The organism is Lysinibacillus composti (assembly GCF_016908465.1).
In the GTDB taxonomy this organism is placed as follows: Bacteria; Bacillota; Bacilli; order Bacillales_A; family Planococcaceae; genus Ureibacillus; species Ureibacillus composti_A.
Genome location: NZ_JAFBDY010000028.1, coordinates 22,335 through 41,655 on the forward strand (window position 1 = coordinate 22,335; position 19,321 = coordinate 41,655).

The 19,321-nt window shown below is 35.5% G+C and carries 15 protein-coding genes and 1 tRNA gene; 5 read left to right on the plus strand and 11 right to left on the minus strand.

Annotated features, from left to right (window positions below; genetic code table 11):
- Positions 1–187: 187 nt before the first annotated feature.
- Together JOD29_RS18045 and JOD29_RS18050 are read right to left on the minus strand one after the other, a co-directional pair.
- Positions 188–1,483: a M14 family zinc carboxypeptidase gene (locus JOD29_RS18045; protein ID WP_124766763.1), complete on the minus strand. Its 1,296-nt coding sequence runs from the start codon at positions 1,481–1,483 to the stop codon at positions 188–190.
- Between the two features lie 175 nt (positions 1,484–1,658).
- On the minus strand, positions 1,659–2,213 hold the full coding sequence (locus JOD29_RS18050) for a recombinase family protein (protein WP_158610609.1): 555 nt from the start codon (positions 2,211–2,213) through the stop codon (positions 1,659–1,661).
- 222 nt (positions 2,214–2,435) lie between these two features.
- Here JOD29_RS18050 and JOD29_RS18055 point away from each other — a divergent pair, with 222 nt between their 5' ends.
- Positions 2,436–3,872: a SulP family inorganic anion transporter gene (locus JOD29_RS18055; protein ID WP_124766784.1), complete on the plus strand. Its 1,437-nt coding sequence runs from the start codon at positions 2,436–2,438 to the stop codon at positions 3,870–3,872.
- Positions 3,873–3,882: 10 nt separating this feature from the next.
- Complete coding sequence (locus tag JOD29_RS18060) at positions 3,883–4,302, plus strand: universal stress protein (protein WP_124766761.1); 420 nt, start codon at positions 3,883–3,885, stop codon at positions 4,300–4,302.
- 79 nt (positions 4,303–4,381) lie between these two features.
- Here the strand turns inward: JOD29_RS18060 and JOD29_RS18065 are convergent, their stop codons facing one another.
- From JOD29_RS18065 to JOD29_RS18095, 7 genes are all read right to left on the minus strand, one after another.
- Positions 4,382–6,094 carry an ABC transporter ATP-binding protein gene (locus tag JOD29_RS18065; protein ID WP_124766760.1) on the minus strand — a complete coding sequence of 571 codons (1,713 nt, stop codon included), beginning with the start codon at positions 6,092–6,094 and terminating at the stop codon, positions 4,382–4,384.
- Between the two features lie 136 nt (positions 6,095–6,230).
- The gene (locus JOD29_RS18070) at positions 6,231–7,244 is read right to left on the minus strand and encodes a S66 family peptidase (protein ID WP_124766759.1); all 1,014 of its coding nucleotides are present in this window, start codon (positions 7,242–7,244) and stop codon (positions 6,231–6,233) included.
- 117 nt (positions 7,245–7,361) lie between these two features.
- On the minus strand, positions 7,362–7,748 hold the full coding sequence (locus JOD29_RS18075) for a hypothetical protein (protein WP_124766758.1): 387 nt from the start codon (positions 7,746–7,748) through the stop codon (positions 7,362–7,364).
- Between the two features lie 73 nt (positions 7,749–7,821).
- Positions 7,822–8,604: a VCBS repeat-containing protein gene (locus tag JOD29_RS18080; RefSeq protein ID WP_239585795.1), complete on the minus strand. Its 783-nt coding sequence runs from the start codon at positions 8,602–8,604 to the stop codon at positions 7,822–7,824.
- A 229-nt stretch (positions 8,605–8,833) separates the two neighbouring features.
- Positions 8,834–9,883: a YkvI family membrane protein gene (locus JOD29_RS18085; RefSeq protein ID WP_124766757.1), complete on the minus strand. Its 1,050-nt coding sequence runs from the start codon at positions 9,881–9,883 to the stop codon at positions 8,834–8,836.
- Between the two features lie 73 nt (positions 9,884–9,956).
- Positions 9,957–11,063 (minus strand): o-succinylbenzoate synthase, encoded by a 1,107-nt coding sequence (gene menC, locus JOD29_RS18090; protein WP_124766756.1) that lies wholly within the window; start codon positions 11,061–11,063, stop codon positions 9,957–9,959.
- 254 nt (positions 11,064–11,317) lie between these two features.
- Positions 11,318–12,256: a ring-cleaving dioxygenase gene (locus JOD29_RS18095; RefSeq protein WP_124766755.1), complete on the minus strand. Its 939-nt coding sequence runs from the start codon at positions 12,254–12,256 to the stop codon at positions 11,318–11,320.
- A gap of 348 nt (positions 12,257–12,604) precedes the next feature.
- Between JOD29_RS18095 and JOD29_RS18100 the strand changes: the two genes are divergently transcribed.
- The 3 genes from JOD29_RS18100 (at position 12,605) to JOD29_RS18110 (ending at position 17,477) form a co-directional block, all read left to right on the plus strand.
- Positions 12,605–13,792 carry a YbfB/YjiJ family MFS transporter gene (locus tag JOD29_RS18100; protein ID WP_124766754.1) on the plus strand — a complete coding sequence of 396 codons (1,188 nt, stop codon included), beginning with the start codon at positions 12,605–12,607 and terminating at the stop codon, positions 13,790–13,792.
- A 1,208-nt stretch (positions 13,793–15,000) separates the two neighbouring features.
- The gene (locus JOD29_RS18105) at positions 15,001–15,699 is read left to right on the plus strand and encodes a hypothetical protein (RefSeq protein WP_124766753.1); all 699 of its coding nucleotides are present in this window, start codon (positions 15,001–15,003) and stop codon (positions 15,697–15,699) included.
- A 614-nt stretch (positions 15,700–16,313) separates the two neighbouring features.
- Entirely contained in the window at positions 16,314–17,477 is a 1,164-nt protein-coding gene (locus tag JOD29_RS18110; protein WP_420844562.1) for an MFS transporter, read from the plus strand.
- Positions 17,478–17,719: 242 nt separating this feature from the next.
- Here the strand turns inward: JOD29_RS18110 and JOD29_RS18115 are convergent, their stop codons facing one another.
- Positions 17,720–18,949 carry an MFS transporter gene (locus tag JOD29_RS18115; protein ID WP_124766751.1) on the minus strand — a complete coding sequence of 410 codons (1,230 nt, stop codon included), beginning with the start codon at positions 18,947–18,949 and terminating at the stop codon, positions 17,720–17,722.
- A gap of 279 nt (positions 18,950–19,228) precedes the next feature.
- Positions 19,229–19,300: transfer RNA gene (locus tag JOD29_RS18120), tRNA-Glu, on the minus strand.
- Positions 19,301–19,321: the final 21 nt, after the last annotated feature.

Genomic DNA, 19,321 nt, shown 5'->3' on the forward strand with positions numbered 1-19,321 from the left:
AGTCATGAATATTAATTTATTATTTGTTAAAAGTGATTCAGGGATGTACATAAAAAAATTTGGAAATTCCTCGGTGGAAAAACACTAACTGTGTAAACGATTTTCGACGAATAAAGGAACCCATTAATATAGGTTCCACCTGCTTCGTTAATGTCTATATATTATTTAAATGCACGCTATTTCTAAATTAGTTGCTACTTGTGAGTTTGCTTCTGGTGGAGGCCTCCTTAGCTACTAATAGCCCAACAGTTTTATTTTTTTTCTTGATTTGATCCCAATAGACCATTGGGACCTCTGTTTCTTTCACAAAAGGCGAAATTTCAACGGTAATGCCAGGCTGTTTGTAATTTTTGATAAACCAATCAGTAGACGTTCCTGAACCTTTAATCTTTCTAGGAGGCATTATTTTATAGCCAGTCACATACTGGATTTTTCTTGTAAGAAAATTATCACGTTCTAGTTGTAGATTGTTTTGGTCATTAAAATAGAAAAGCACTTGCCCAGAGCTATGGTATGAAATATAAGATTTAAACTTATGCTTCTTTATAAAATCCCTTAAAGCAAGTGACTCAGGCTCTGAAAAAGGACTTTCACCTTTATAGTTTTTAAAGGTTGGGTTGTTAGGTGATTGCAATTCATGCCATGCTGCATCAAAGTTGCGATTTAAATCGACCCCACGGATGTTAGCTTTCCAACGTTTAAAGTTAACACTATTATTGATACTAATTAGAAAACTGTTATAAATACCAAAATTAGATTGAACTAAATTTACCCCATCTGGATTCATCATCGGGATAAACCAGATACTGACGGTGTCTAAAATTTCTTTAACAGGAAATTCCCCTAACTTTGTTCCATTCGTATAACACTTTGTATATTCATCAATCATTTCTAATAGTACGTTTGTTGTCATATGTTCACGTGCATGGATTGCAGCATCAAAAAGCACCTCTTTTTTACCGGTTCCAACCTTAAACGCATAGATTGTACGACCTTCAACCGAAAAACCAACCTTTTCTAATTTGGTAAACTCAGGGTACATCAATGAAAGAACATGCAGATGATATTCCATCTCGCCATAACTAATATGTTTCTTTGGCAGGATTTGATTGGTGTGTTGGAAGTCATGTAAGTTTACATAAACTTGTTTTCCAAGAAAATCAATAATCCCTTTAGATTGCCCGATTGAATGCAATGTTACTTGCTGACCTTTTATAAAGGTTCCTATTGTATTCCCCTGTCGGTCCATAAAAGGGGTATTTTTAATAGACACAATATCTCTTGGGAATTCTCCCTTTACTTTTATATCTTCAGAAAAGGGCGAAATCGGATTATTTGAAAGTGAATCCCTACTTATTGTTATATCTTTAGAAACTATGTACTGGGATTTGACTTTTTGTTCAACATTTATTGACCCAAAAACGTGGATTGGAATTATTAAAACTAGGAGAATTATTAGTGAGGATTTTATAAAATACTTCAAAATTCAACACTCCAAACAAAAGTATAGTCCCGTTATATTATGTTGGAAGGAGTGCCGAATTATTTATCTTCATTCTGCAAATTTTTGACCAAAAGCGTTGTGTTAACTACGCTGAAGCATAATTAATTTTTATTTTACTACCTAAAAAATAGATGGTTCTTTTTTAAATAGCCCTCTATTTTTCTTCTTCGGTTGTTTCTAAATAACGATACAAGGTTGATTTGCTAATACCTGTTTCGTTTTTAATATCTAGTAGTGTATATTTTCCTGAGTGATACATGGTAATTGCTTTTTTTACATTATCATCAGATTTTTTGGGTCTTCCTATGCTTTTCCCCTGCTCTTTTGCATGAACAATTCCCAGTGTAGTCGATTGTTTGACTATATCTGATTGGAAATGAATAAAGATATCCACCATATCCCGCAAAGATATTGATAACAATTCATTGCTATTGATTCCTTCGTTAATGAAGCGAATTGTTACTCCGTCCTTTTCACATAATTTTAATAACTCCATCAGGTGCCGTGAAGTATCAGCTAAGACAAACATTTTTTCGACGATTACCGTATCACCACTTTGTATAGCCATAAGCATTTTCTCAAGTTCAATACGTTTTTTAGGAGAGCCGTGTGCTTCCCGGAAAATTGTTATGTCTGAGCAATGGATCTTTTTCAACTGTTCTTTACAATCTGCATCATTATATAAAGGTCTTACATAACCATAAATCATATTTTCTCTCCTATCAAAATTCCTAAAAACGTTCCTTTTTGGGAATGTAGGTGTTATTATATAAACGATTAAGCCTCGGCATCTTCTCATTCATTATAAATTTGCAAAGGAATTACTGAATTTTAGTTAATCTCCCGTTTTCGGGGGGTGGTAAACATATTAACTAACTCCAGTTTTAATCTCTCTCAAATTAGCTTAAGTTATTATAGAAAAAAGGAGAATATAATGCAAAGTTTAAAACAACAATGGTTTGGCAACATACGTGGTGATATTTTATCGGGTATTGTTGTTGCACTCGCCCTTATACCAGAAGCCATAGCCTTCTCAATTATTGCTGGGGTTGACCCGATGATTGGTCTTTATGCCTCATTTACAATGGCATTGATTATTGCCTTCGCAGGAGGAAGACCTGGAATGATTTCAGCTGCTACTGGAGCAATGGCGCTTGTTATGGTCCCTCTAGTAAGAGATTACGGACTAGAATATCTATTTGCAGCAACCATCTTAACTGGGATTATTCAGATCATTTTTGGTATCTTAAAAATCGCTAAATTAATGAAGTTTATTCCTAATGCTGTCATGATTGGCTTTGTTAATTCATTAGCTATATTAATCTTTTTAGCACAAGTGCCACATTTTATCGGTATCTCAACGATCACTTATGTATTTGTCGCGATCACATTAGTTTTAGTTTATACATTACCACGTTTTATAAAAGTGATCCCAGCACCACTCATTGCGATTATCACTCTTACAGTAATTGCGATATTCAGTGATGTAGAATTACGAACGATTGGAGATTTAGGAACGATTACGCAAACTTTACCATCCTTCATTCTACCTAAAGTTCCTTTATCTTTAGAGACATTACAAATTATTTTCCCATTCTCCCTTTCACTAGCAATCGTAGGGTTAGTTGAATCTTTACTCACTTCTCAAATTGTTGATGATATGACAGGAACAGAAAGTAACAAAAATGGAGAAGCTAGAGGACAAGGGATTGCAAATATTGTGACAGGTTTCTTTGGTGGAATGGCAGGTTGTGCAATGATTGGTCAATCGGTAATAAACGTAAAATCAGGTGGTCGAGGACGCTTATCTACTCTGGTTGCAGGGTTATTCTTAATGTTTTTAATACTTGTTCTAGGGGATTTAGTTGTAAAAATCCCAATGCCCGTCCTTGTAGGTATTATGATTATGGTATGTATCGGGACATTTGATTGGAGTTCTTTCAAGTATTTAGTAAAAGCACCTAGAGCTGATGCAATTGTTATGTTAACTACTGTTATAATCGTGGTTTGGACACATAATTTATCGATTGGCGTTATTTCGGGAGTCATCCTAAGTGCTATCTTCTTCGTTGTCAAAATATCTACAGTAAAAATCCAACAAGAAGGAAATCGATTTATTGTTGAAGGTCAGTTATTCTTTGCATCAACAGAGGGATTCATTAAATACTTTAAAAATATTGATATTCAAAGTAAAACAATTCAAATTGATTTTTCTAACAGTCGAATTTGGGATGACTCAGGGGTAGGAGCACTCTTGAAAGTAGAAGAACTATTAGGTGATAAAGGAATTACTGTCGAAGTCATAGAACTTGATTCGCCAAGTAAAAAGGTAATAGCAAAACTCGGGGGAATGTCTTCATCTCATTAAGGGGGTTCTTATGTATAAACACATCTTATTAGCCGCAGATGGATCTGAAAATGCGATTCGTGCTGCAAAAGAGGCTGCGAAAATTGCATCCTGTAGCAATGATTCGATTATCGAAGTGGTGTACGTTGCAGATTTTGAAAAGGCCAAAACTGAAGTTTTACATTCCGGTACTAGTGAGGCTTTAAACATTGCGCGACGTAAAAAACTTCAGCTAATTGAGCAATTGTTTAAAGAGGAGAAAATCCAATATAAAGTAACAATTTTGCATGGTACACCTGGTCCAGAAATTGTGAGATATGCTAATGAGCAAAAAGTAGATCTTATCGTTGTCGGAAGTCGTGGTTTAAATAGCTTACAGGAAATGGTGTTAGGCAGTGTTAGTCATAAGGTGATGAAACGAGTAAACTGTCCTGCGCTAGTAGTTAAATAATAAGAAGCAAAGAGTGCTACCCCCATAAGATAATCCTTAAAATGGATTGATTTTCAATGGGAAGAGCACTCTTTTTTTCTTAACTATATTGATGATGATGTAATTTCGCAAAAATACCGTTTTCTGCAATCAATTCTTCATAAGAACCATCTTCTTCAATTCCATTTGTTGTTACAACAACCACACGATCTGCATCTTTAATAGTTGCAAGTCGATGTGCAATCACAAGTGTTGTTCGGTTTTCAGCTAATTCTGCTAACGATTCTTGAATAATTTTTTCTGTTTCCGTATCAAGAGCCGAAGTTGCTTCATCTAAAATTAAAATTGGTGGGTTCTTTAAAAACATGCGGGCAATGGCAAGTCTTTGTTTTTGACCACCAGAAAGTTTTAAGCCGCGCTCTCCAATTTGTGTTTCTAACCCTTCAGATAAACCATTTACAAAGTCTTCTAAATGCGCCTTTTTTATCGCATTCAATATCTCTTCTTCAGTAGCTTCCCGTTTGCCATATGCAATATTCTCGCGAATTGTACCGGTAAATAAGAAAACATCTTGCTGTACAATACCAATTTGTTCACGCAATGATCGCTTTGACATATCCCGTACATCTATATCATCAATCGTTATTGAGCCACTGTTGACATCATAAAACCTTGGTATTAAAGAACAAATAGTCGTTTTACCGGCACCAGATGGACCAACAAATGCTGTCATTTCCCCGGCCTTTAATTCAAATGTAATATTTGAAAGGATTGGCTTATCATTTTCATAATTGAAATTCACATTTTCGAATCGAATATCTCCATGCAAGTAAGGGACATCAATAGCGTTCTCTCGATCCCGTACTTCAGGTACTTCATCTAATAGTTCTTGGAACCGTTTGAAACCCGCCATCCCTTTAGGATAAAGCTCAAGTAATGCACTAATTTTATCGATTGGTTTAATTAACACATTCGTATAAAGTACAAAACTTACAAGTTCTCCATAGGATAGTTTTCCATTAAAACTTAACCAAGCTCCAACGACTAAAACAACTAATGTTAGGAGTCTTGTCATCATATAGATTCCCGAATGAGTACCTGCCATGATTTTGTATGCATAGAGTTTTGCAGATTTGAATAATCCATTTTGTTCACGGAATCGTTCCATCTCAAACTGCTCATTTGTAAAAGATTGAACGACACGAACACCAGCAACACTATCTTCTACCCGGCCATTCACATCAGCAATTTTACCGTACATCGTTTTCCAAGCAGTATTCATTTTCTTATTACTAAATGTCACAATCCAAATTAAAAACGGTACCGCAATCAATGCCACCAATGCCAATGTAGAATTAACGTTAAACATAATAGCAAAGGCCCCAATGAAGGTCATAATAGCAATGAAAAAATCTTCAGGCCCATGGTGGGCAAACTCACCGATATCAAATAAATCATTTGTGATCCGGCTCATTAGATGGCCTGTTTTATTGTTATCAAAAAAACGAAATGATTGTTTTTGTAAATGGTTAAACAAATCTTGTCTCATATCTGTTTCGATATTAATACCTAGCTTATGCCCTAAATAATTAACGATAAAGTTTAGGATTGTACTTAATACGTAGACAAGTAGAAGAAGTATACTGACTTTTACGATCGTATTCCATTCATTTGTTGGCAGCAATTTATCAATAAACCACTGGACAGCAATCGGAAAAGCAAGTTCTAATATTGCCACAATGATTGCACTAGTAAAATCAATTAAAAATAAACGTTTATGTGGTTTATAATAAGAAAAAAATTTTGAAAGCATGGTTGTCTCCTTTCTATGTGATCCAAATATGCTATTGCACCATTCTAACTTAAACATATTTAAAATGAAATTAGTTTTAAGAATTATTATTAAACCAATCTAAAAGGGGTGCCACTATTAAAGTAGCACCCTAAATTTATATAAACCGTTGAGTTACTTTTCCTTTACCATTTGAAACTTCTACTTCTGCATATGCTCCATTTACAAATGTAATTTGAGGTGGCATATGCCCACAATCAATATCATAAGCAATGGGTAAATTTAATTCTTCCGCTAATTCCATATAAACATCTACTACATTGTAGTCATTCACAGGTTGGTTCGCTTCACTTCTTCCAAATAAAATTCCATGGCAGTTATCAAACCATCCTGCATACTTCATTTGCATCAGGGATCTCCGCAAGTCTACAACAGTCATTTGGCAATTTTCTAAGTACCAAATGATTGGTTCATTTTCGATAAACTGCTGTTGAAAGTAAGTTACATTTCCATAAGGAGTACCAATTAAATGTCGGATAACATCAATGCATCCCCCTAAAAGCCGACCTTTTATAAGGAATGGATTATTATAAATTGTTTTCCAATTTGTTTGTTCTGTTAAATAAAATACAATGTCGATTTCCTGGTGATGATTCCATATTTGTTGATATCTTTCTGAAGAATATTGCTTTACTTCTTGTCCACTTTTCGTGAATAATACATTTTCCCACATAGCTGTTGTCGGATCAGAAAACTTTCCTCGTAAATCAATTAAGTTTGTCCCATGAGCAGTGGCGATTCCTGTCTTTAGGGTGAGTGCCAATAGCAAAACACTTATATCAGAATAGCCCAAAATCCACTTTGGTATTACTTTCTCAAAATCTATAAATTCAAGAATTTCAATAAGTAATTCGCCCCCCCATGGTGGGAAGATTAGATTCACTGTATCATCTTGTAGCAACGAATTTAACTCTTCTGCGCGAACCGATGCTTGGGCAGATTTTGCTTTGTATTGTGTCCAACATGTTTCCCCAATCATGACTTCATATCCTTTAGATTGTAATCGCTCAACAGCTTTGTGAAGTAGATGATGGAGCTCCCTCTCTACGCCGGCTGACGGTGCCGTCACAGCGACCTTCCTTTTTTTTATAAGTGTTGGATATGTAATCATCTTTCATGGCCCCCCTTTATTTTGTTAATATTAATATCTTCTTATATATTGAAGGATCTTTCACTTTATGACATTTTTGCAAAAAGAAAACTGGCTCCTATTCGGAACCAGTTACATTTAGTGATTATTTTCTATCTTTGGGGCAGACATATCTTCACGATTTTCGTCTACATCCCCAGTTTCAACATCTTTTGGATTTGTTACACTTTCCTCTATGCCACCATTAATTGCAGAACCATTTGTATTATTGTTGTTATTAACATCTTCTTGTATGCTGTTACCATTCTGATCTACAGTACCATCTTGATTCATTTCATTTTGTGCGTTTTCATCCATTACATCGGTACCAGCGTTATTTGTTCCATCGTTTTGAGTATCATCATTAACGTCTTCGTTAATTACCTCTCCACTTTCGTTGGTATCATTCTCTACAGCATTATTTGTATTACATCCAACTAAAAACGCAGCAAGCAGTATTGAAAATGGAATTGCGAATCTTTTCACGTAAAAACCTCCTTAAATTTGTGTAGTTAGCATGTTACATTTTAAGTTGGTTATTCAGTGAAAAAGTTAGAAATTATAAATTCTCCCCGTAAATACAAACTGTTTGCCTAACAACATTGAATTCATTTCCGTTGTATAACAATAGATTTTCAACATAACCTAAACCATCTGCGTGGTATCTCCCGGCAATTAGTTGATTCGTTAATAAGTAATATTTCCCATTCTGGGCTATTTGAATTGGATAAATTCCACTAACAGGGTCAACCCAACCTTCAATTGACTGCTTCAATGTTCCATAAGGGTTATAAATTTCGTTTAAATATTCCTGACCTTTATACGTCAAATCTAGAGTGTATCGTTTATGAGGATTTTCACTTGTAACATTGGCTTTAAAGTAATTGGCATATTCAACTTTATATTGGTGTTGCTCATTAAACTTTATGGAATCAAATATTTGTTTCATTCCATTTTGATTAGCGAAAATGTAGGCATAAATAATTCCACCACTCCCACCAGATTGAATCTGGATTAAAATATCGTTTACACCATTACCCGTAAAATCTCCGAGCCATAGTGTTGGGTCATACCCTGCATTTTCTGTTAACTGGAATGTTTGAACTTGGTTGGTTCTTCCATTTCGAATATGGAGTGTAATGTTTTTTAAAAATGGGCTGTCTTCGCTTTTCGTTGCGGTAAGGAAAACAGTATCGTCCACTCGGTCACCTGTTACATCCCCATATTTTACTGCTACAATGGTTTGTCTAGTTTGTGGGATCGGACCTTGTTGCATTGGTAACTGCGCTTGGTAAAATCCTCTTCCTCTAGGGTCAAAGTTAGGATACCAATTACTATTCATCTTCATCCCCCTCTTCATTGATGATAAATACAAATGATTTTTAGTGAAGATAAAATTCATTTCTCTCCTTATTTATTCGGTAATGGTTTGAAAAGTTCCCCAAACTTGTTTCTAAAGTCTTACTTATTTTTAAAATAAAAAAACGCTTTGAGAAACCTCTCAAATACGTTTTCTTATCTACAACTATTCTTTTGAAAAGTGGGACGATGTACCTGTCCCTGTTGTCCCATCAAACAATTTTTCTACGCCTCATCCAAGAGTAAACAATGGCAATCATTATGGCGAAGCCAAGGTAACCCATTGTCGAGTAAACTTTACTAACAATTGTAGTAAATCCAACAAAGCTTGCGATATATCCAATTATTCCTACGTAAAGCACGTGTCTTTTAAATGCCTTATCTTTTGGTTGTACAAATCGAACAACAAATGAAAACAGCATACCGACTGCAGTATTGTAGATCATTCCAAGTAAGGCGATTGTCATCAATAGACCAACAATCGGATGAATATTATTGGCAATGACTAGAATTGGCATATCCGTTCCTGTTACAATATCCATTTTTGCAAGTAGTGCGATATTCATTAGAATAATGAGGATACCTAAAAGAACCCCACCGATGAATCCACCAAGACCTGCTATTCTTTTACTTTTTACCGTACTTCCCATTACGGTAAGCATTGTCAGTCCTCCCGCAATGTTATAAGAAACATACAATAAAGAACCCATAATCCAGTTTGGTGCTGCGGTAGATTGTTCTCTTGCTAATCGATCTGCTTCGGCGAAAGATAGATCCATCGTAAAGATTGAATAAATAGCAATAATTAAAATAATAGCCAAAAGATAAGGTGTTGCCAATGCGATCACATTTATTATACTTTTGACATTTAGCATAAGCGTTGAAATCGTAAGTATTGCCATTATTAAACTTCCAAGAACAAGATTTATTCCAAACATTTGATTTAGCGTTGAAGCTCCGCCTGCAAACATAGCAACCGTAATAGCAAATAATAATAATGTAATTAGAAAATCAATGACTAGCCCAAAATGTCTACCCGCAATGTGAAAAACGACCTTTTTATGGGAAGTTGTTTGTAATTCACAACCGAGTTGCGCAACATTCATCCCTAAAAATGCAAAACAAAGAGTAGCTAGTATCCCACCGAGTAGCCCATACCAACCAAAACCAGTAAAGAATTGAAGGATTTCTTGCCCAGATGCAAATCCCCCACCTACTATTAAGCCAACAAATGCCCCACCAATTTGTAAACTTTTTCTCACCAATTCCCTCATTTGTTTTAAATTATACGGGAATCATTTAGCTTTCTTGGCTACTTAATCCCCTTTTTTCTACTTACTTATAAACTTTACTTGAAACCGTGAATTCTTTAATTGCCTCCATGTTAGGCTCATACCCAATACCAATTGTTTTTGGAACTTGTATGTACCCGTCCTCTACGATAACTTCTGGATTGATAATATCTTTCTCCCAATAGTGACTTGAACCCGCTGTGTCACCTGGTAGTACGAAATTAGATAGAGTGGTTAGTGCTATATTTTGAGCTCGTCCAATCCCGGACTCTAACATGCCTCCACACCATACTGGAACTCCCTTTTCCGCGCAATAGTCATGGATTTTCTTCGCTTCACTTATGCCCCCAACTCGACCGATTTTAATATTGATGACCCCACAGCTTCCAAGCTCAATGGCTTTTCGAGCATCTTCTAATGAATTAATACTTTCATCTAAACAAATGGGTGTTTTTATTTGTTTTTGTAAAACTGCATGGTCAATAATATCGTCAGAAGCTAATGGTTGTTCAATCATCGTTAAATTGTATTCATCGAGTTGTTTTAAAATATTGATATCTTCCAAACTATATGCTGAGTTTGCGTCTGCCATCATTGCAACATCCGGGAACCTCTCACGTAATGAACGAATCACTTGAACGTCCCAGCCTGGTTTGATTTTCACCTTAATTCGCTTATATCCTTCTTTCACATAGTGCTCTACTACAGTGATTTGTTTTTCAATTGATTCTTGGATGCCTAAACTAATTCCTACTTCGATCTTATTTTTATTTCCTCCTAGAGCATCCGTAAGTGACTGGTTTGTATGTTGAGCGTAAATATCCCAAACAGCTCCTTCAATTGCTGACTTTGCCATATTATTTTTACGAATACCTGCAAATAGTGGAGTCACTTCATCTGGATGTTGAATTTCTTTGTTTAAAATAAGGGGAATTAAGAAGTCCTCCAACATATGCCAATTTGTTTTTAATGTTTCCTCCGTATACCAAGGTGCCACAAATGCAACTGATTCTCCCCAACCACTCGTACCTTGCTCATCCTTTGCTTCGAGTAATAAAAACTCTTTATCATAAAATGTTCCAAAGCTCGTACTAAATGGCGATTTTAGATGCATCTTTAAATGTCTGATTGTTATTTCTGTAAGTTTCATGTAAACAAGCTCCCTATTATATTGATATGCTGTCCATTATTACAAATACATAGTGTAATTGTTCTATTTAGGAATATTGTATAACAATTTTTTTTAGAATAATAAAGTTAGCCTTTCTTAAGGCGCGACTACCACTATAAAAAGTAAAAATTAAAAAACCACCACTTAATTTTTTCGGTGAAATTAAGTGGCGGAAAGACTTTAATATTTATCTGATTGAACTTCATCAATAGGTGGAACAGCTGCTTTTGAAACTAGTCTAATTCCCTTATTTCGAAAGGTAATAAAATGTTTTCTAGTTGATCACGATGTGGTTCAAATTGAAGAGGTAATTTTAACTCACTACCCATTGTTTCAAAGGATTCATCATGAGCAAAACCTGGTGGGTCTGTGGCAATCTCAAAAAGTATTTCTCCATGTTCTCTAAAGTAAATTGCATTAAAGTAATTACGGTCTTTAACGTTTGTCACATGATAACCATTTTCTGCTACATAACTTTGCCACTCAAGTTGGTCTTCATTGTCTTTGGCTCTCCAAGCAATATGATGCACTGTACCTACTCCCATATGCCCTCTTCCACCTGATGATATTTTCAGATCAATTATGTTTCCAATATCACCGGCAGATTTAAAACGTATGAAGTCACCATCTAGTCCTACCTTCTCAAGACCCATCACATTTTCTAGTAATTTGGCTGTTTCATTTGCATTTGAAGATAATAGTGTAGCCCCACCGAAACCTTTGATGGCCACTTCAGGTGTAACCCCTCCAAAGTTCCAATTATTCAATTTTCCTTCTTCACGTTCAACAAGTTCTAATTGTAAACCATGAGGATCTTCAAATTGTAAGTAATCTTCATCGAAGCGTTTAGATTCAGTAAATTGAATCTTATATTGATTTAATCGCTTTTTCCAAAACTCAAAGGATCCATTTGGTACTGCATAAGTGGTAGTTCCAACTTGTCCATCGCCAATTTTACCTTGGTAAGCATCTGCCCAAGGAAAGAAAGTAATAATCGTTCCGGGATTACCACTTTCATCTCCAAAGTAGAAATGGTATGTTCCTGGATCATCAAAGTTCACTGTTTTTTTCACTAAACGCAAGCCTAAAACACCTGCATAAAAATCTACATTTTCTTGCGGATGACCAACAATCGCTGTAATATGGTGGATGCCCATTGTTTGTTTTTTCATTTCTAATTCTCCTTTTCAACTTAATGATAGACAACTTTCCAACGTTCTATTATCTCGCCTTCGAGATATATATCTAAAAAATAAATCATTCAAATCAAAGTATCTCTAATTCGAGATAAATATACATCAAAAATAAATCCCTGTCAACTTTTACTCGATCAAAGAGATTTTTGTCTTCAAAACCCTTATAAAGTCCCTTTAAACTGGAATCTCAACTGCATTTGGCCTGCATTCCTCAATGACACCTATCAACTTTCTCAATTCACTCTATTTAATTCTAAATATCTGAGTGTTACAATTATAGGAAAATTCATTCTACTTTCAGATGATTAAATTAGGGGGTGTATTATGAGGCGACAACATATAGGGGTGCTGTTTGGGGGCGTATTATTATTAGTTGTTGCAATGGGAATAAGTCGTTTTGCTTTTACACCAATTCTACCTTTTATGAGAAACGATGAAGGCGTTACTTTTGAAGCAGCTGGTTATCTTGCTTCGAGTAACTATATTGGTTATTTTATTGGTGCATTAGGGGCTGGATTTGTTAATCGAAGTAAAAAGGGATTTTTAATAATAAATATTCTTCTTAATATACTGTCTATTCTTATAATGGGATTAACCCATTCCTTCTGGCTTTGGATTATTTTACGGCTCATTGCTGGTGTTACGGCTGGTTATATCTTTGTTTTAACTTCTAGTATTATAATGGACTATTTAGCTTCACATTCATTGTCCAGATGGTCAGGGTTTCTATTTTCCGGCATTGGATTAGGTATTGCAGTTTCGGGTTTACTTGTTCCTTTCATTGAAAGTTCCTATTCTTGGGAAGGCACGTGGATTAGCCTTGGTCTTCTATCTGCACTTCTCTTTGTAACAACTATTGTACTTTGGCGGCAAATTACCGTCCATGATAGCGTAAAGATAGAAAAGTCGAAGGAAACAAGAATATTCCAAGGGTTAATGCCGTGGCTTGTCCTTGCTTACGGACTTGAGGGGTTAGGCTATATTATTACAGGTACATTTTTAGTGGATATTATTTATAATATTGAAAGTTTAAGAGTGTATGCTAGTTATAGTTGGGTTGTTGTTGGTATTGCCGCTGCACCAGCTGCCCCATTATGGATGGCCATGATTTCAAAATTTAGCACTGTCAAATTATTATCAGCTGCTTACATATTACAAGTAATCGGAATTGTGCTACCTGTTTTTTCGCAAACCGCTTGGAGTGTATTACTGTCGGCCTTTTTATTTGGTTTCACTTTCGTTGGTATCGTATCACTATCCACAGCTTATGCCAGAGAGCTTTTCCCAAAGCAAAGTGGAACTGTCGTCTCGATCTTGACAACAGTCTATGCCTTAGGCCAAATTATTGGGCCAATTTTTGCTAGTAGTTTTGAAGCATATTTTAATAGTTATAAGGCTCCATTAACCTTCGCAGGAAGCGCTGTAATCTTTGCACTAGCTCTTCTACTCTTTGGTAGATGGTTCAGTGACAAAAGACAACTTAGTCGTAAAACAGAATTAACCAATTTATAAAAGTTGAAGAAGTGTTTTTTAACAATTATGTTATAACTAATAGAAGCTGATTAAAAAGACACATTTGCTCTTTTTTGTCAGCTTTCTTAATTAGATAATCATTTGACCCTTGTTACAGATAGTTCAATTATCTAAATTCCTCTTAAATCTACGAAGTTTTTACTCATCTTTATTTCAGGCTCTCCTCCACTAACACCTTGCATATCACGTTACTCTCCTAACTCCTATGAAATTATCCAATAGACCCTCAAAACCTTTCTATTGAAATAGCATTTTTTTGTTATCAAGGCAATTTAACCACTCTCCTATTTATTAACTGAATAATATATTACAAAATGGAGGTGTAGAAATGAACTGGAATAATGAATCTTCTTCTCATTGTTGTATGAAAAAGCATCATTCTTCTTGCAGGTGCCATTGTCATCATAAGTGGGTTGATTGTGAGTCTTCATCTCATGAATCCTCTTCACATTGTTGGACGAAAAATCACCACTCTTCTTGCAAGTGCCATTGTCATCATAAGTGGGTTGACTGTGAGTCTTCATCTTATGAATCTTCTTCACATTGTTGGACGAAAAATCACCACTCTTCATGTAAGGGCAATTGTCATCACATGTTGAATAAATATAGGGGTTTGTAATAGATTTGAATCTTCCTCAACTAAAGAATCTCCTTTTCCCTTATCGAAAAAGTTGATTAATAAATGGTGATTCGCCTTAAATGCTACTAAAGAGGAGGTTAGCGTTTTAAGAAGTAGCTTTCCAATCGAACAATATAAATACTAAATTAATAAAAAAACTCTAAGCTATTAATTTCAACTTACACAACTTTACTACTCTTCCGCTCCCAGAAAGAATTAATACCAGGAAAACTTCCACCTCCCACCTAGTCTACAGCTACTCTAATTCTAGAGTAGCTACTTTTGTCTCTATAAACTTTGTACATCTGTTTATCATTAATTCTCCCTGTTATTACATAAAACTTAAGACCTTCAATTAGAAATTAGCCTAATTCATATATTAAATCTTCTATGGTAACGGCATATTTCCCCAAAAAGGGCTTATTGCCTATCCTTTGAATCTATCATGTGAATAGTATGTAGACAGAGAGGAGGTGCAATTATGGACTGCAAATGTAACAATTGTACCCAACCCCAAAATGGGTGTGCTTGCGAGTGCAGCCAATACCAAAAGGAGTCGCAAAAGTTAATGTCAATGAACGAATATTGCTCTAACAAAAAAAGGGAGAAACATCGATTAATAAAACTACTAATCATTACATTATTAGATGAATTAGAAACAGAATACGCAGATGTGCATCCTATTTGCCATACTTGCCAACACAAGGGAATTAATCATGAAAATAACTATGAACACCAGCAAGATATGAAAGAACATAAATACTATGAAGAATCATCTTCTTCAACTTCCCATAATAAACATAAGCCTTCTAGTAAACCTAAAAATGAACTCGTTAAAGAAAAATCAAACTCACCCGTAGTAAATGATCATAATCCTATGAAAATACTTGAACAATTTGATATGAATAGCTTAACTCAATTATCTGAGTTAATTAATTTAATGAGTGTTGTTGGTGTTGGTGGGAAGTTTAATTCTATAATGGATTACAAAAATGCGTCTCAGGACCAGCATAAGGAATCCTCGAGCTATGATGACCGTAGTAATTCTGAAGAATCTTCTAGCTGTCATGATAATAGTAATTACGAAGAGTCTTCTAGCTCTCATGAAGATTGTAGTCATGAAGAATCCTCCAGCAGCTGTTGTCTTCAACATGATGTGGAAAGTTCCTCATTTAAAGAAGAGAAAAAAGAGGTTAAAGAAGTTTATTACGAGAATAAATCACTACGTGGTAATTTCCGGGCTAGAAAACGGAGAAAAATTGATTAGTAGTATACGGTGTAGAGGCTGGGACAAATCCAAAAAACTGCTGTTAATTCTAATAATGAATCCTATTAAGTATCCGGTGAGAGCGGACTAAGAGGCCAACACGACGTTGGTCATGGGAGCGATGCCACAGGACGTGGCGCTTTCGCTCCCCACACAAGCCGCAAAGCCACGTAGTACGTGTCTTTACGACTTGTCTTTGAGGCCGCGCGTGCTTGGTCATGGGGGCAAGACATGCGGACGTGGCGTTTTTGCCCCCGGCTTTGTGTTAGGTCCGCTCACATAAAATTTGTCCTTCTAAACTTTCCGAAAACTGGCGTGGCTTACAGTGGTAGGCCGCGTTTTTTCGGAGAATGGCTAACACTTATTGCTCTTAAACTATAAAATATCAATATCTTACTAAAAATAATAGTGGCTTTCCTTAAAAATTCTACTTATGTCCCGGCCTCTTTCTCTTTTACTACATGTAAATTTAACATTAACCTGTTTGGATTGATTGAACCTTAGAAAGTAAAATAAATTTAGGCCAATTAATTGATTCTGATTTTATAAATAAGGTTAATTTATAATTAAGAAGTCCACGTGTACGTTAATTTTTTAAGGAGCGTATTATGCATTTGAAAAATCAAAAATTTCTATTAGCAATCCTTCTAAGTAATCTTTTTATTTCATTTGTTGGGATTAGTCTCGTTATTCCTGTTTTACCGACCATTATGAACGAAATGTCGATTAGTGGCTCGGTTGTGGGCTATATGGTGGCTGCTTTTGCTATAGCTCAATTGATTCTATCGCCTATTGCAGGTAAGTGGACTGACCGATTTGGCCGCAAGATTATGATTATTATGGGACTCATCATTTTTAGCTTTTCAGAATTATTATTTGGGTTAGGAAAAACAGTAGAGGTTCTGTTTATTTCTCGTATACTAGGTGGAGTAAGTGGAGCTTTTATTATGCCAGCGGTTACTGCGTATATAGCAGACATTACAACAGAACAGGATCGTCCCAAAGTACTTGGTTATATGTCAGCTGCCATTAATACCGGATTTATTATTGGTCCGGGAATTGGCGGACTTTTAGTAGGGTTTGGAACTCGTGCCCCCTTTTTTGCTGCATCCATCCTTGCAGTAGTGGCAGTTGTAATTTCACTAATCTTTTTAAAGGAGCCAGAACGAACTAGAGGAGAAAATGTAAACGAAACTCCCTCTAATTTGAAACGTGGATTCGGCAAATTATTTTTGCCACTATACTTTATCCCATTGTTTTTAATTTTCTTAAGTACTTTTGGATTAGCTTCATTTGAGTCTTTATTTAGTTTATTTGTCGATCATAAATTTAGCTTTACTCCTACAGATATAGCTATTATTGTAACCGGTGGTGGACTTGTTGGTGCTGTTGCACAAGTGTTACTTTTTGGCCCGATTACAATACGAATTGGCGAAATTGCTCTCGTTCGTTATTGTTTCATTTTGTCAGCATTACTCGTCTTCTTAATGACCATTGTGAATACATATTTATCGGTCTTAATTACGTCTTGTATTGTGTTTGTAGGTTTTGATTTGATTCGCCCTGCTGTTACTTCCTATCTTTCAAAAATCGCTGGTGACGAACAAGGTTTTGTTGGTGGAATGAATTCAATGTTTACTAGCTTAGGCAATATTATTGGACCAATCATTGGCGGAATCTTATTTGATTTCAACTTAAACTATCCCTATTATTTTGCAACGTTTGTTTTAGGTATTGCTATTATAATTGCGTACGTATGGAAGACATCAAATGCATGATCGGTACATTAAGTAAAAAAAGTAACAATCATGATAAAGCTAAATGGAGCTGAACTTCAAATTCAGGGACAAGGGACATGAGGGACAGGTCCCTCGTCCCACTTCCTTAACACAAGTGTCCCCCTGCCCAAGAACACCTGAGATAGACATACTCCTTATAATAAAAAGAAATCATGGCACCTAAGTCACACATAGTTAAAACTTCAAAATCTAATAAATAAAATTAAAAATAGCGAGGCCTCCTAATTTAAGGAGTGACCACGCTGTTCAGTAACGATAACATCAGTATTCTGTTTTTTCCTAACTATAATCATATAAAGAACAAGCGCAAGAAGAATGACCGGTACCATTAATAAAAACATCATTCGGTATCCTAAGAGGGAGACTAAATTACCCAAAACAAAAGGTCCAATCCCTAATCCAATATCAAATAAAATATAGTAAGTAGCTGTTGCTAATCCCAACCGATGTTTTTCGGTTACCTTTAGAGCGAGAGCTTGTGCAACTGAGTTGAAATTCCCATATCCAAATCCTATTAAAATAGCAGAAGTTAATAATAAAACTCCTGTAGACGCTTGACTGAATAGAACCATTCCCAATGCAAAAATAATTAAACATGGCACGATCACAATGGTTGCACCTCGACGATCCATTAATGGACCAGTAAACGGTCTAGAGAATAACACAACAATTGAATAGATAAAAAAGAATAAGCTACCTGCTTTGACTAAATTAATTTCTTCTATATAAAATGCTAAAAATGACATAACACCTGAGTAAGAAAATCCAATAATTAACGCTATCAACGATACTGGAACAGCCTTTGGTTCAATATAGTTTCTCCAATTAAACCTTTTAGATGATCCCTCAACTGACTTCTTTGCCGACGGTTCATAATCTTCTAAATTAATGAAGAAATACATCAATAAGCAACAAATACTCAGAATCGCATTCAACGTAAAAATAGCTTGAAAACTATAAGTTGTTGGAATGAGCAACAACCCTATAAACGGACCAATAGAAGATGCTAATACACCACTCATACTGTAGTAGCCGATTCCTTCCCCTTTTCGACTATTAGGAATCATCTGTGCAATGATTGTTCCTGTTGCCGTAGTCACAACTCCTAAAGAAAGCCCATGTAACAGTCGAATAATTATTAACAGTGGCATACTCATTGCAATAAAATAACACAATGTTAACGCTATAAAAAAGAATAATCCATAAAATAACGTCTTCTTACTGCCAAATGAAGTGATCACTCTCCCTGCAAAAAGTCTTCCAAATAAAGCACCTATAACAAAAATACTTGAAACGAATCCTGCAGCACTAGTTGATGCTTCATATTTCTCCACCGCAAAACTAGCAATTGTAATAATTAATAAGAAGAAAATAAGCGTAATAAAGAAATTAACAATCGACATCATAATAAAGTTCTTAGTCCACAGCTGTTCTTTGCCCTCATGCCTCATCTTCTTATCTCCTGAAATTTGTATTTAAACCTAAAATACATTTTACCTTAACTTCAAACAAAAGGCTTCAGTATCATTTATCTAATTTTCACCCTTTTTCGACAAAGTCGAATAGAAAAACAATTCCTAAGTGACTAAAAACTAAATCGTAGGATGTTAAGGAAAGTACTGCGATAATACAAGCAGAGTTTTTTAAAAAGTAAAAAAAGCACGACTCAAAAGTCATGCTTTTTCCTGTTTTGTATGAGCTACATCTTCATACTAGATTATTTAAATTTATGACCCGTACGGGATTCGAACCCGTGTTACCGCCGTGAAAGGGCGGTGTCTTAACCACTTGACCAACGGGCCATGGCTCCGAAGGTAGGACTC

What these genes read in the sequence shown, in the direction of transcription:
- JOD29_RS18115 (WP_124766751.1), bottom strand. Translation starts at nt 18,949, where the DNA reads ATGAGGCATGAGGGCAAAGAACAGCTGTGGACTAAGAACTTTATTATG.
- menC (WP_124766756.1), bottom strand. Translation starts at nt 11,063, where the DNA reads ATGAAACTTACAGAAATAACAATCAGACATTTAAAGATGCATCTAAAA.
- JOD29_RS18060 (WP_124766761.1), top strand. Translation starts at nt 3,883, where the DNA reads ATGTATAAACACATCTTATTAGCCGCAGATGGATCTGAAAATGCGATT.
- JOD29_RS18095 (WP_124766755.1), bottom strand. Translation starts at nt 12,256, where the DNA reads ATGAAAAAACAAACAATGGGCATCCACCATATTACAGCGATTGTTGGT.
- JOD29_RS18105 (WP_124766753.1), top strand. Translation starts at nt 15,001, where the DNA reads ATGTCAATGAACGAATATTGCTCTAACAAAAAAAGGGAGAAACATCGA.
- JOD29_RS18070 (WP_124766759.1), bottom strand. Translation starts at nt 7,244, where the DNA reads ATGATTACATATCCAACACTTATAAAAAAAAGGAAGGTCGCTGTGACG.
- JOD29_RS18050 (WP_158610609.1), bottom strand. Translation starts at nt 2,213, where the DNA reads ATGATTTATGGTTATGTAAGACCTTTATATAATGATGCAGATTGTAAA.
- JOD29_RS18065 (WP_124766760.1), bottom strand. Translation starts at nt 6,094, where the DNA reads ATGCTTTCAAAATTTTTTTCTTATTATAAACCACATAAACGTTTATTT.
- JOD29_RS18080 (WP_239585795.1), bottom strand. Translation starts at nt 8,604, where the DNA reads ATGAATAGTAATTGGTATCCTAACTTTGACCCTAGAGGAAGAGGATTT.
- JOD29_RS18100 (WP_124766754.1), top strand. Translation starts at nt 12,605, where the DNA reads ATGAGGCGACAACATATAGGGGTGCTGTTTGGGGGCGTATTATTATTA.